7 protein-coding genes are annotated in these 13905 nt (G+C 65.9%); 2 read left to right on the top strand and 5 right to left on the bottom strand.

Annotated features, from left to right (window positions below; genetic code table 11):
• Positions 1-30 precede the first annotated feature (30 nt).
• Both AC1RP5_RS09310 and AC1RP5_RS09305 read right to left on the bottom strand, forming a co-directional pair.
• Positions 31-5796: a M10 family metallopeptidase C-terminal domain-containing protein gene (locus AC1RP5_RS09310; RefSeq protein WP_493110355.1), complete on the bottom strand. Its 5766-nt coding sequence runs from the start codon at positions 5794-5796 to the stop codon at positions 31-33.
• Positions 5797-5993: 197 nt separating this feature from the next.
• Positions 5994-9779, bottom strand: coding sequence for a beta strand repeat-containing protein (locus AC1RP5_RS09305; protein WP_493110354.1), 3786 nt, complete (start codon positions 9777-9779; stop codon positions 5994-5996).
• A gap of 271 nt (positions 9780-10050) precedes the next feature.
• Between AC1RP5_RS09305 and AC1RP5_RS09300 the strand changes: the two genes are divergently transcribed.
• Positions 10051-11358 (top strand): cystathionine gamma-synthase family protein, encoded by a 1308-nt coding sequence (locus tag AC1RP5_RS09300; RefSeq protein WP_493110353.1) that lies wholly within the window; start codon positions 10051-10053, stop codon positions 11356-11358.
• Between the two features lie 72 nt (positions 11359-11430).
• Here AC1RP5_RS09300 and AC1RP5_RS09295 read toward each other — a convergent pair whose 3' ends face one another.
• Together AC1RP5_RS09295 and AC1RP5_RS09290 are read right to left on the bottom strand one after the other, a co-directional pair.
• Positions 11431-11526 (bottom strand): ion channel, encoded by a 96-nt coding sequence (locus AC1RP5_RS09295; RefSeq protein WP_493113323.1) that lies wholly within the window; start codon positions 11524-11526, stop codon positions 11431-11433.
• Positions 11527-11532: 6 nt separating this feature from the next.
• Positions 11533-11721, bottom strand: a complete 189-nt coding sequence (locus AC1RP5_RS09290; RefSeq protein ID WP_493110352.1) for a hypothetical protein — start codon at positions 11719-11721, stop codon at positions 11533-11535.
• A 146-nt stretch (positions 11722-11867) separates the two neighbouring features.
• Between AC1RP5_RS09290 and AC1RP5_RS09285 the strand changes: the two genes are divergently transcribed.
• Positions 11868-12899, top strand: coding sequence for an OmpA family protein (locus AC1RP5_RS09285; RefSeq protein WP_493110351.1), 1032 nt, complete (start codon positions 11868-11870; stop codon positions 12897-12899).
• A 194-nt stretch (positions 12900-13093) separates the two neighbouring features.
• On the opposite strand, the gene AC1RP5_RS09280 is transcribed toward AC1RP5_RS09285, so the two are convergent.
• Positions 13094-13867, bottom strand: a complete 774-nt coding sequence (locus tag AC1RP5_RS09280) for an ion channel (protein WP_493110349.1) — start codon at positions 13865-13867, stop codon at positions 13094-13096.
• Positions 13868-13905: the final 38 nt, after the last annotated feature.

Below are 13905 nucleotides of genomic sequence, written 5' to 3'. Positions count from 1 at the left end.
CAGTGAGAGCGATCGGGCGGGAACGAAACCTCAGAACAGGATATCGCCCACGGCGATCGCGTTCGGTCCGGTCAGCAGGATCGCGAGATCGGTCGACGCGTTGAAGGTGCCGAAGGTCTTCTCGATGTAGAGGCTGGTCGACTGGCCGTTCGACTGGATGATGATGTGGCTGGCATCGAGATGCAGTGCCGTCAGGTCGAGCTTGGATGTGCCCGAGACGAAGTCGCCGATGATGTCGTAGCCGGTCACCAGGTTGCTGTCGGCGTATTCGTTGTAGACGAAGACGTCCGCGCCGCCCTTGCCCCACAGCACATCGCCACCGCTGCCGCCGATCATGCGGTTCGCGCCACTGTTGCCGACGAGCGTGTCGGCATTCGAGCTGCCTGTGAGGTTCTCGATCGAGTTCATCAGGTCGACCAGCACGCCGCCGACATGGCCCGACTGGGCGCCGAGGTCGGCATAGACCGAACCGGTCGCGCCGGCATAGGAGGCCGTGTCGCTGCCGTTTCCGCCCCAGAGCTGGTTGGCGTCACCCGCTGCGGCGGTGCCGCCGATCAGCGTGTCGTCGCCATCCTGGCCGTAGAGATAGTCGGTGCCGGCGCCGCCCATCAGGACGTTGCCGGCCGCATCACCCACCAGCACGTCGTTGCCCGAGCTGCCTAAAAGGTTCTCGATCGAGCTCATCTGGTCGGTCAGCACGCCATCGACATAGGTCGAGAGCGAGCCGATGTCGGCGTAGATCGAACCGGTCATGCCGACATACGAAGCGGTGTCGATACCGTTGCCGCCCCAGAGCTGGTTGGTGCTGCCGGCCGCCGCCGTGCCGCCGATCAGGATATCGTCGCCGCCCTGGCCGTAGAGGATGTCGGAGCCGGTGCCGCCGGTAAGGACGTTGCCGCTGCCGTCGCCCACCAACACGTCATTGCCCGCGCTGCCTAAAAGGTTCTCGATCGAGCTCATCTGATCGACAAGGATGCCGTCGACATAGGTCGAGAGCGAGCCGATATCGGCATAGATCGCGCCGGTCATGCCGACATAGGAGGCGGTGTCGGTACCCGTCCCGCCCCAGAGCTGGTTGGTGCTGCCGGCCGCCGCCGTGCCGCCGATCAGGACATCATCGCCACCCTGGCCGTAGAGGATGTCGGAGCCGGCGCCGCCCGTCAGCACGTTGCCGCCCGCGTCGCCCACCAGCACGTCGTTGCCCGCGCTGCCGGTCAGGTTCTCGATCGAGCTCATCTGGTCGACGAGGATGCCATCGACATAGGTCGACTGGGCGCCGAGGTCGGCATAGATCGCGCCGGTCATGCCGACATAGGAAGCCGTGTCGCTGCCGGTGCCGCCCCAGAGCTGGTTGGTGCTGCCGGTCTTCGTGCCGCCGATCAGGACATCGTCGCCACCCTGACCGTACAGAATGTCGGCACCTGCACCACCCGACAGGACGTTCGCGCCCTCGTCGCCCACGAGGATGTCGTTGCCCGAGCCGCCCGTGAGGTTCTCGATCGAAATCATCTGATCGACCTGGACACCAGTGACGAAGCCCTGCTGCGCCCCCAGGTCGGCGTAGACCGCCCCCGTGGTGCCTACATAGGAGGCCGTGTCACTTCCTTCCTGGCCCCAGAGATGATTGACGCCACCGTCGCCGGAAGTGCCACCGATCAGGATATCGTTCCCGTCGCCGCCCCTCAGCGTGTCGCTGTCGCCGCCGCCGTCCAGCGTGTCGTCGCCGGCGCCGCCGTCGATGATATCAGCCAGGTTGGTCGCCACGGGCTGCCCCGGCACGCTCACGGTCGGCGAGATGATGTCGTTGCCGGCCGTGCCGGTGATGACAGCGCCTGAGGTGACCGGCGGCGCCGTGACCTGTTCGACCTGGACTTCGGCATTGCCGAGCACCCAGCGGTCGAACTTGCCGTCGGCATTGGTGACCGTTCCGACCTTGGCCCAGCCCGCCTCGCTGAACTGCACCTGGTCGCTGTAGTCCCTTTCGATCACCAGGATATGCTTGCCACCGACGGTCGCGCCGACTCCACCCAGAACGGCGAGTTGGTCGATGCCGAGCGTGATGGAGCCGAAGCCGCTGAGATCGATCCGCTCGATACCTTGGAGCTTCGCGGCGACTCGCGCATCGTAGAGGTTGAAGTTGTCGTGGAGATCGAGGTCGAGAACCAGCGTGTCGATGCCGGCGCCGCCATCGACCAGACGGAAGTCGAGATCGCGCACGACGATCCGGTCGTTGCCCGCGCCGCCATGGAACGAGTCGGCGCCGCCGCCCCCCTTCAGCACGTCGTCGCCGGCGCCCCCGACCAGAATCTCCGCCGCCGCGGTTCCGGTCGTCGTCACCGTGCCACCGAAGGCGCCGCCAAACAGGACATAGCCGCCGCCGGCGTTGGCGCCGTTCGTGTCGGCAAACGGCGCCCCGAGGATGAGATCGTCGTAGCCATCGCCGTTCACGTCGCCCGCCGAGGCGGCGGACGCGCCGATCGAGTCGAACGCCGAGACGCCGCGCAGGACGAACCCGTTGCCGCTGCCATCGAGGGTGGCGAGATTGACCGTGGCGGCGAAGCCCGACGCCTTGCCGAACACCACATAGACCGCGCCGGTCTCGGCGCCGTTCGTGTCGTTGCCTATGGCGGTGACGATCACGTCGTCGAAGCCATCGCCGTTCACGTCGCCCGCGGAGGCCACCGACTTGCCGACAAGATCTCCCGGGGCCTCGGCCTTTAGCTTGAAGCCCGAGGCGCCGTTCAGGGTCGAGAGATCGACGTTGACGCCGAGGCCGCCTTGCGCGCCGAACACCACATAGGCCGCCCCGGCATACGAACCGGCCAGCCAGGCACCGACGATCACGTCGCCGAAGCCGTCGCCGTTCACGTCCCCGGCCGAAGCGACCGAAAAGCCGGTCTGGTCGCCGGCCGCGACGCCGCTCAGCTTGAAGCCGTTGGTGGCGTCGAGATTGGCAAGCCTGAGAGTGGCGGCGCCCGACGCCCTGCCGAACACGACATAGCTTGCACCGGAGTCCGCGCCGTGCGGGTTGGCATACTTGGCGCCGATGATGACGTCGTCGAACCCGTCGCCGTTCACGTCGCCGGCCGCAGCGACCGAATAGCCGCTCCAGTCCTGCGCCCCGACGCCGTCCAGCCTGAGGCCGGTGCTGGCGTTGAGCGTCGAGAGGTTGATGTTGGCGGCGAAACCCGACGCCTTGCCGAACACGATGTAGCTCGAGCCCGACGACTCGCCGCGCGGATCCGCGCCCCAGGCGCCGATGATCAGGTCGTCGAAGCCGTCGCCGTTGAAGTCGCCCGCGGAAGAGACCGACCGGCCGCTATCGTCCCAGGCCGCCACGCCGCTCAGCTTGAAGCCGGTGGTGCCGTTGAGTTCGGAGAGGAAGACACTGTTCGCGAACCCCGACGCCTTGCCGAACACCACGTAGCTGGCGCCCGAGTTCAGCCCGTTCGGGGAATCGTCCCAGACGCCGACGATCAGGTCGTCGATGCCATCGCCGTTGACGTCGCCCGCCGAAGACACGGCGGTGCCATGGTAGGTGCCCGCGGTCCAGTTCAGCTTGAAGCCGTTGGGGCCGGTCAGGGTCGCCAGATCGATATTGGCGGCAAAGCCCGACGCCTTGCCGAACACGACATAGGCCGCGCTGCCGAAGGCGCTCGCGTTCGGCACGGAAACGATGACGTCGGCGAAACCGTCGCCGTTGATGTCGCCCACGGATGCGACGGACGATCCGGCCGCATTGCCCGCGGCGGCGCCGGTGATCTTGAAACCGGTGGTGCCATCGAGCTGCGTCAGCGGCGATCCCGCGGTCGGCATCAGATCCGCGTTCACATGGACTTCGGCGTCGCCGGAGACCCAGCGATCGAAGGTATCGTCGCCGACAGTGAACGTTCCGACCCTCGCCCAGCCCGGATCGGTGAAGAAGACCTTGTCCCCGTAATTGCCGTCGACCACGAGGATATGCTTGGCGCCCACGACGGCGCCGACGCCGCCCATGATGGCGGCCTTGTTGATGTAGAGCGCGTCGTTGCTGGCGAGGCCGAGATCGATGCGCTCGATGCCCACCAACTTTGCCGCGACCGACGGGATATGGAGGTTCAGCGACAGGTTGCTGCCGGACAGCTCCAGCGTATCCGTGCCGGCCCCGCCATCGGCGAGGACGAAGTTCGTATCGGCCACGACGATCCGGTCGTCGTTTCCGTAACCATAGAACGTGTCGGCGCCGCCGTTGCCGAACATCACGTCCTTGCCGGTGCCACCGTAGATCGTGTCGCTGCCCGCGGTCCCGATGACGTTACCCTTGGCCCGGCCGAACACCACGTAGCTCGCACCGGCGGAGAGCCCGTCGCTCGGATAGGCCTGCCAGGCGCCGATGATCACGTCGTCGTAGCCGTCGCCGTTCACGTCGCCGGCGGCCGAGACCTCGCCGCTCCAGTCGTTGGCCGCGACGCCGCTCAGCTTGAAGCCGCGGGTGCCGTCCAGCCCGGAGAGAGCGAAGCTTTTCGGGAAGGTGTCCCTGCCGAACACGATGTAGCTTGCGCCGGAATTGCTGCCGTTCGGATCGGCGTGCCAGGCGCCGACGATCACGTCGTCGAAGCCGTCGCCGTCGAAATCGCCCGCCGAGGAGACCGAGTAGCCGGCCCAGTCCCCAGCCGCCACGCCGCTCAGATAGAAGCCGTTGGTGCCGTTCAGTTGTTTGAGGTCGAGGCTGGCGGCGAAGCCCGACGCCTTGCCGAACACAATGTAGGCCACGCCCGCGTCGCTGCCGTTCACGTCACTGTAGGGCGCGCCGACGATCAAGTCGGCGAACCCGTCGCCGTTGACGTCGCCCGCCGACGCGACCGACATGCCACTGCGATCGCCCGCCAGGCCGCCAGTCAGCTTGAAGCCGTTGCTGCCGTTCAGGGTCACGAGATCGACGCTGGCCCCGAAGCCCGAGGCCTTGCCGAACACGACGTAAGTCGTGCCGGCCGCCGAGTTGCCGTTCGGATCGGCGAGGCTCGAGCTGACGATGATGTCGTCATAGCCATCACCATTGACGTCTCCGGCCGAGTCGACCGACCAGCCGCTTTCATCGTTCGCCGCCAAGCCGGCGATCTTGAAGCCGTTGATGCCGTTCAGCGTCCCGAGGTTGAGATCGGCGGCGAAACCCGACGCCTTGCCGAACACGACATAGCTCGCGCCCGCGAAGTCCGGGCCGAGGCCGGGGGAGCCGACGATGATGTCGTCGAAGCCATCGTGGTTCACGTCGCCCGCCGAAGCGACCGACCAGCCGCTGACGGCGTTGTACGACGCACCGCTCAGCTTGAAGCCGTTGGTGCCGTTCAGGGAGGAAAGTTCGAAAGTGGAAGCAAAGCCCGACGCCTTGCCGAAAACGACATACGTCGCCCCCGAATAGGTGCCCCATGCCGCGGCGTAGGGTGCGCCCACGATCAGGTCGTCGAAGCCGTCGCCGTTGACGTCGCCCGCCGAGGCGATGGCCAAAGCGGACCGGTCCAGCAGCGCGACGCCGTTCAACTGGAAGCCGGGCTGGGCGCCTCCGCTGCCCGTGACGTTGGGCAGGACCAGTAAGGGGGCGAATCCGTCCGCCTTGCCGAACACCACGTAGGTGGTGCCGGAGGCACCGCCATGGGGCGAGGCGCCGGGAGCGCCGACCATCAGGTCGTCGAAACCGTCGCCGTTGACGTCGCCCGCCGAGGCGACCGTCGCGCCGCTGAAATCACCTACTGCGCCGCGCAGCTTGAAACCATTGACGCCATTCAGGGTCGACAGATTGAAATTCGCCGGAAACGCCACGCGTACCCCCATCAGCTTCCGATCACAGGCCTCCCCAGACCATCGAACCGGATCCCTGCGTTTCTACTGAAATTACCTGAGGAATGCTATCTAAATGCTACCCACGGGTGCACACGTCTCGGTTCGTTCTCGAACTGGGACACAATTGTGTCGGACCGGGCACCGCCCCGACTATTCGCACGCCAGGCGCGCGAATATCAGAGCAGGATATCCCCCATCGCGATCGCGTTCGGGCCGACCAGCGAGATCGCAAGATCGGTCGACATGTCGAACACGCCCGCGATCTTCTCGACGTAGAGGCTTGTCGACTGACCGTTGGACTGGATCACGACGTGGCTGGCGTCGAGGCCGAGCGCCGTCAGGTCGAGCTTGGACGTGCCCGATACGAAATCGGCGATGATGTCGTAGCCGGTCACGAGGTTGCTGTCGGCATAGGCCTTGTAGACGAAGACGTCGGCGCCGCCCTTGCCCCACAGCGTATCGCCACCCGCACCACCCTCGAGCCGGTTGGCGCCGGCATTGCCGACCAGCGTGTCGGCGTTCGACCCGCCGGTGAGGTTCTCGATCGCGTTCATCAGGTCGACCAGCGTGCCGTCGACATGGCCCGTCTGCGCGCCGAGGTCGGCGTACACCGAACCGGTCGTGCCGGCATAGGAGGCGGTGTCGTTGCCCGAGCCGCCCCAGAGTTGGTTGGTCGTGCCGGGAGCCGCACCGCCGCCGATCAGCGTGTCGTCGCCATCCTGGCCGTAGAGATAGTCCGCCTTCGCGCCACCCGTCAGGACGTTGCCGATCGCATTGCCGACCAGCGTGTTGTTGCCCGAACCGCCGGTGAGGTTCTCGATCGAGCTCATCAGGTCGGTGAGGACGCCGTCGACAGAGGCATTCTGCGCGCTGAGATTGGCGTAGACCGTGCCGGTCGTGCCGACATAGGAGGCGGTGTCGTTGCCGAGACCGCCCCAGAGTTGGTTGGCCGTACCGGAAGCCGCGCCACCGCCGATCAGCGTGTCGTTACCGTCCTGGCCATAGAGATAGTCGGTGCCGGCGCCGCCCGTCAGGACGTTGCCAACCGCATCGCCCACCAGCGTATTGCTGCCCGAGCCGCCCAAAAGGTTCTCGATCGAGTTCATCACGTCGGTGAGCACGCCATTCACATAGGCGTTCTGGGCGCCCAGGTCGGCATAGACCGTGCCCACCGTGCCAACATAGGAGGCGGTGTCGCTGCCCGCGCCGCCCCAGAGCTGGTTCGCGCTACCGGCGGCAGCCGCGCCGCCGATCAAGGTGTCGTTGCCGTCCTGGCCATAGAGATAGTCGGTGTTCGCACCGCCCGTCAGGACGTTACCGCCGGCATCGCCCACCAGCACGTTGCTGCCCGAGCCGCCGACGAGGTTCTCGATCGAGTTCATCACGTCGACCAGCGTGCCATTCACATAGGCATTCTGCGCACCGAGGTCGGCATAGACCGAGCCGGTCGTGCCGACATAGGAGGCCGTGTCGTTGCCCGCACCACCCCAGAGCTGGTTGGTGTTCGCAAAGCCTGCAGCACCGCCGATCAGCGTGTCGTCGCCGCCTTGGCCGTAGAGATAATCGGTGCCGGCGCCGCCGTTGAGCGTGTTCGCACCCGCGTCTCCCACCAGCGTGTCGTCGCCCGATCCGCCTAAAAGGTTCTCGATCGAGTTCATCTGGTCGACCAGCATGCCGCCGACATAGGCGTTCTGGGCGCCGAGGTCGGCGTAGACGTTGGCAACCGTGCCGACATAGGACGCCGTGTCGCTGCCGGCCCCGCCCCAGAGCTGGTTCGCGCTGCCGAGCACCGCCGTGCCGCCGATCAGCGTGTCGTCACCGCCGCCGCCATACAGCGCGTCGTTGCCCGCACCGCCGTCGATCGTGTCGCCCAGGTCGGTCGCCAACGGCTGACCGGGCACACTCACGGATGTCGAGATGATGTCGTCGCCGGCCGTTCCCACGATGATGGCGCCGGTGGGCGGCGCGATGCTTTGATCGATCGTGCCCCTGATCTGGACCTCGGCGTTGCCGAGCACCCAGCGGTCGAAGCTGCCGCCGGGACTGCCCAACCAACTGGGCAGCGTGACCGAGCCGACCTTCGTCCAGAGCTGCTCGGAAAATACGACCCCGTCGCCGGCGTTGCCGTCGACCACCAGCACATGCTTGCCGCCGGTCGTCGCGCCGACGCCGCGCAGCACGGCCGCTTGGTCTATCTTGAGGACGTTGTTGCCGGTGCCGGTGAGATCGATGCGCTCGATGCTGTCGAGCCGACCGGCCATCATCGGATCGGTGAGGTCGAGCGTGAACCCGCCGCCGCCGATCGCCAGCGTGTCGGTGCCGGTGCCGCCGTCGGCCAGGCGGAAAGTCATGTCGCCCACGACCAGGATGTCGTGGCCCGCCCCGCCGTGGAACACGTCGGCGCCACCGTTGCCGGTCAGCCGGTTGTTGGAGCTGCTCGCGATCAGCACTTCGCCCGCCGACGTGCCGGTCGAGCCAACGAACGGCGTGCCGAATGCCCCGCCGAACACGACATAGCTCGCGCCGGAATAGGTTCCGGCCGGCGTCGCCGCGCGGGCGCCGATGATCATGTCGTCCCAGCCATCGCCGTTCACGTCGCCGGCCGACGCCACCGACCAGCCGGCCATTTCGCTGGACGAGCCCGCCAGCACGAGGAGATTCTCTCCGGGCGTGAACTTGAGCTTGCGCTCGGCGGCGAAACCCGAGGCCTGACCGAACACGACATAGGCCACGCCGGACGAACCGTTGGCGCGGAAGGCGCCCAGGATCAGGTCGTCGTAGCCGTCGCCGTCGACGTCGCCCGCGGAGGCGACCGACCAGCCGGCATAGACGTTCGTCGTCGTGGCGCTCAGCTTGAAGCCGTTGGTGCCGTTCAGGGTGGAAAGATTGAGATTGGCGGCAAAGCCCGACGCCTTGCCGAACACGACATAGGCTGCGCCCGAGGAATTGCCGGCGGGCTTCGCACCGAAGGCGCCGACGATCAGATCGTCATAGCCGTCGCCGTTGATGTCGCCGGCCGAAGCGACCGAGTAGCCGGCATACTCCCGTATCGCGGCGCCACTCAGCTTGAAGCCGTCGCTGCCGTTCAGCGAGGACAGGGAGACAATGCCGCTGAAGCCCGACGCCTTGCCGAACACGACGTAGCTGGCGCCGGAATTCAGGCCGTTGGGATCGGCGAACTTGGCGCCGACGATCAGGTCGTCGATGCCGTCGCCGTTCACGTCACCCGCCGAGGCGACCGAGATGCCGACCTGATCGCCGGGGACCCCGCCTTCCAGGCGAAAGCCGCTGGTGCCGTTCAAGCTGGAAAGATCGAGATTGGCGGCAAAGCCCGAGGCCTTGCCGAACACCACGTAGCTCGCGCCCGAATCCGTCCCGTTCGCATCGGAATACTTGGCGCCGATGATCAGGTCGTCGAAGCCGTCGCCGTTCACGTCGCCCGCCGAGGCGACCGACCAGCCGCTGCGATCGCCGGACGCCACGCCGCTCAGCTTGAAACCCGAAGTGCCGTCGAGGCTCGACAGGTCGATGTTGGCGGCGAAGCCCGACGTCTTGCCGAACACCACGAAGCTTGCACCGGAAACATTGCCGTGCCCGGTGGCGGTCTGCGCGCCGACGATCAGGTCGTCGATACCGTCGCCGTTCACGTCGCCCGCCGAAGCAACCGACCAGCCGCTCGAACCGCCCGACTCCGCACCGGTCAGCTTGAAGCCGGTGGTGCCGTCCAGGCTCGACAGCTCGATGGTGGTGCCGAGGCCCGACGCCTTGCCGAACACCACGTAGCTTGCGCCGGCATAGAAGCCCATCGGATCCGCGTGCGGCGCGCCGATGATCAGGTCGGCGAAACCGTCGCCGTTCACGTCGCCCGCGGAAGCTACCGAAAAACCCGACCTGTCACCCAGCGCCACGCCGTTCAGCTTGAGGCTGGTCGACAGCGCAATCGTACCTTGAAAAGACGCCACGCGTGCCCCCGTCAAAGGTCCGTCACCGCGAGCCTCCCCAGACCCCGATATCGGAAGAATGCGTTTCTACTGAAATTGCGCGCCGGTTGCTACCATAAGGTGCACACAGTCCGCTTTCGCACGCAGCGGATACAACTTCCGATTATGCGCACGCCGCGCGCACATGTTTTCGTCACATTCGCCGCCATCTTCTCCGTCATCATGCCGACCGGCGACGGGTGCGACCGTCCCAAGCCGCCCGTTCTTCCGCCCTCGCGACAGGAGACATGCCATGACTGCACCCCGCCCCTCCCGCACGCATATCGGCAACCACAAGCTCCGGCCCGAGACGCTCATGCTCTCCTATGGTTACGATCCGGCGCTATCGGAGGGCGCGGTGAAGCCGCCGGTGTTCCTGACCTCGACCTTCGTGTTCGGCTCGGCCGAGGAAGGCCGCGACTTCTTCGATTACGTGTCGGGTCGCAAGACGCCGCCCGCCGGCAGCGCCGCCGGCCTGGTCTATTCGCGCTTCAACCATCCCAACAGCGAGATCGTCGAGGACCGGCTCGCGGTCTACGAGGGCGCCGAGACCTGCGCGCTCTTCTCCTCCGGCATGTCGGCGATCTCCACGACCCTGCTCGCCTTCGCCCGCCCCGGCGACGTGGTGCTGCACTCGCAGCCGCTCTACGGCGGCACCGAGACCCTTCTGGCGAAGACGCTCTCGGGCTTCGGCATCTCGGCGGTCGGTTTCGTCGACGGCGTGAACAAGGACGCGATCCGCGACGCGATCGCCGAGGCACGCAAGAAGACCCTGGGCAAGGGCCGCATCGCCGTCATCATGATCGAAACGCCGGCCAACCCGACCAACACGCTGGTCGACATCGCCCTGCTGCACCGCCTCGCCGGCGAGATCGCCCGCTGGCAGGACGGCGTGCCGCCGGTGCTGGTCTGCGACAACACCCTTCTAGGGCCGGTCTTCCAGCGCCCGCTCGACCACGGCGCCGACGTCTCGGTCTATTCACTCACAAAGTACGTCGGCGGCCATTCCGACCTGATCGCCGGCGCCACGCTCGGTCGCAAGGAGATCATGGCGCCGATCCGCGCGCTGCGCGGCAGCCTCGGCACGCAGCTCGATCCGCATTCCTGCTGGATGCTCGGCCGCTCGCTGGAAACGCTGGGCCTGCGGATGGAGCGCGCCAACACCAACGCCAAGCTGGTCGCCGACTGGCTGGCCGCGCATCCGAACGTCGCGAAGGTCCACTATCTCGGCCTGCTCGAGGAAGGCTCGCCCGAGAAGGAAGTCTACGACCGGCAATGCACCGGCGCCGGCTCGACCTTCTCCTTCGACATCAAGGGCGGCGAAAAGGAAGCCTTCGCCTTCCTGAACGCGCTGAAGATCTTCAAGCTCGCCGTGAGCCTCGGCGGCACCGAGTCACTCGCCAGCCACCCCGCCGCCATGACCCACTCCGGCGTCCCCGCCGACGTCCGCGCCCGCATCGGCGTGTTGGACACGACGATCCGGCTGTCGGTGGGCATCGAGCACCCGGATGATCTGATCGCGGATCTTACACAGGCGTTGGCGGTGACGGGGGCTGCATAGAGCCCGTCCGTCCTGAGTTAAACCATCCCTCCTCATCCTGAGGAGGCCCGAAGGGCCGTCTCGAAGGATGGGTTACACACCGACGACCATGATGATGACCGCGAGGAGCCGGCCGCCGGGGCCGGTCAGGGTTATGTCGCCGAAGCCGGTGGTCGTGAGCGTCGTGATCGTGAACTAGAGCGCGTCGACAAAGCTGGCGATGTGCGGATTGATCTTGTGCTGGGTGACGTAGACGACCGACGTCACGACGGAGATGAAGACGCCGAGATTGACCGTCCGCTGGATGATTTCCTCGGCGCGCCAACGCCCAATAATTGAGTGTCTTACCGATACAACCGGGCCGATAAGGCCGGAGCAGGCCATAGCGGCATCGTTGCCACAGTGGCGCCCGGAAAAACACCCCGGGTTGTTTTGGAGCTAGAGTTGCATTCCGGCAGAGAATAACCTGGAGTTGCTTAAGCACCGCACCGAACCTTAACCGGTAGCGGAAATTTGGGGAGATGAAATATATGAAGAAGACTCTAGTCGTCGCTGCTGCAGTGCTCGCACTGCCGGTGGCCGCGCAGGCCCAGTCGTTGCAGCCCGGAGGTGTCTACATTGGTGCCGAAGGTGGCCTCAATTGGATGCTGAACAGCTCCTTTACCGGAATCCTCACGGTTCCGCCTTTCGGGTCGGCAAGCACGTCGATTAACGCAAGTTACAACACGGGTTGGCTTGCTGGCGGCGTTATCGGCTACGACCTTCTCGGCCCTCGTGTGGAACTTGAAGGCGTTTACCGTAGCAATTACGGAACCGTAAGCGTACCGGGGATCGGCGGCAGCGCGAACGCCAATGTCGATCAGATATCGGTCATGGCCAATGCCTACTATGACTTCATGGCTGGCCAGGCGTTCGTTCCCTATGTGGGTGCCGGCGCCGGTGTGGCTTTCCTCACGGCCGGTGCTGCTGGCGGCACGGCCAACGCCACGGCGTTTGCTTACCAGGCGATGGCCGGCGTGGGCTGGAATTTCGACCCCCAGATCCGGCTCAATCTGGAAGGCCGTTACTACGGTACGACCGCTCCCAATTATAACTACACAGGCAGGGCGGCCGGCTTTCCATTCCAGTTGAACGGTACAGTCCCGAACAACAATTTCAGCTTGATGGTGGGCCTGCAGCTCAAGTTCGGCTCGGCGCCGGCCGCTCCGCCGATCCCGCCGCCGATCGTTGCTCCGCCGTCGTTCATGGTGTTCTTCGACTGGGATCGCTCGAACCTGTCGGCCCAGGCGCTGACGACGATCAAGCAGGCTGCCGGCGCCTACAAGGCCAAGGGCAACGCCCGCATCACGGCGACCGGTCACACCGACACGTCGGGTACCGAGGCCTACAACATGGCGCTGTCGCTGCGTCGTGCGAACGCCGTCAAGGACGCCCTGGTTCGCGAAGGCGTGCCGGCGACCGCGATCGCGGTGGTTGGCCGTGGCGAGCAGGGTCTGCTGGTGCAGACCGGCCCGAACGTCCGCGAGCCGCAGAACCGTCGCGTCGAAATCGTCATCCAGTAACTGCTGTTCACACAAAACCAGACCGTCCAAAGCACTGGCCTGTCGTTGGAAAGTCGGGGGAGCGGCCGGGTAATTCCCGGCCGTTTTCTTTCCTGACGATGCCTTTGGCGCGTGCCGGGCGGAATCTACATCATCCAGGCTCGCCCATCGGGACCCGGAAGCGCACGGCGCTCATTCACCCCCGCCGCTCCCGCTCAAACACCCTCATTCGGAATCTGCAGAACGATGCCGCAGTGCTTGCAGTGCACGGCGTCGATGTCGTGCACGAGGAGTGCGCAGGACGGGCATTCGAAGCGGACCTTGTTGGGCCGGAAGATGGCTTGCAGCAGGCGCAGGAAGAGGCCCACGCCGACGACCATGATGATGACCGCGAGGAGCCGGCCGCCGGGGCCGGTCAGGGTTATGTCGCCGAAGCCGGTCGTCGTGAGCGTGGTGATCGTGAAATAGAGCGCGTCGACATAGTTGGCGATGTGCGGGTTGATGTTGTGCTGGGTTACGTAGACGACCGACGTCACGATGAAGATGAAGACACCGAGGTTGACCGTGCGCGTGATGATGTCCTCGTGCTGCCGGAACCACGCCGAGTCCTGCCGCAGGTCGCGCAGGAGGTGGTAGGAGCGCAGCAGGCGCAGGGCCCGGGCGATGCGCAGGAACCCGAAGTTTTCGAGGAAGACGGGCAGCAGCAGCGATGCGATCACGACCAGGTCGGCCGCCGACGTCAGGCTGAATAGATGGCGCAGAGGTCTGCGTTGCGCCCAGAGACGCGCCAGGAACTCGATCGACAGCAGGACGCCGATAACGAGATCGAGCGCGATCATCCACGGCTGGTGTCCCCCGAAGGGCGAGACGAGGAACAGGGCAATCGTCGCTACGTCGAAACAGATGAGCCCGTAGCGAAACCGGCGCGCCCGCCTGTCGTCGCCGAAGTAGAGCGCCTGGATCTTTCCGCGCAATCCGACTGTTGCCATGCTTCCAATTACCATGGCCGCGGCCGGCGCCGGAGTCC

This window comes from Reyranella sp. GW821-FHT12G01 (genome assembly GCF_058806575.1).
The sequence above is the reverse complement of the archived record's forward strand: the minus strand, read 5'-3'. Positions and strand labels throughout refer to the sequence as shown.

Bases quoted from the DNA above. Each gene is read 5' to 3' on its own strand.
- AC1RP5_RS09300 (WP_493110353.1), top strand. From the start codon at position 10,051: ATGACTGCACCCCGCCCCTCCCGCACGCATATCGGCAACCACAAGCTC.
- AC1RP5_RS09290 (WP_493110352.1), bottom strand. From the start codon at position 11,721: ATGGCCTGCTCCGGCCTTATCGGCCCGGTTGTATCGGTAAGACACTCA.
- AC1RP5_RS09285 (WP_493110351.1), top strand. From the start codon at position 11,868: ATGAAGAAGACTCTAGTCGTCGCTGCTGCAGTGCTCGCACTGCCGGTG.
- AC1RP5_RS09280 (WP_493110349.1), bottom strand. From the start codon at position 13,867: ATGGCAACAGTCGGATTGCGCGGAAAGATCCAGGCGCTCTACTTCGGC.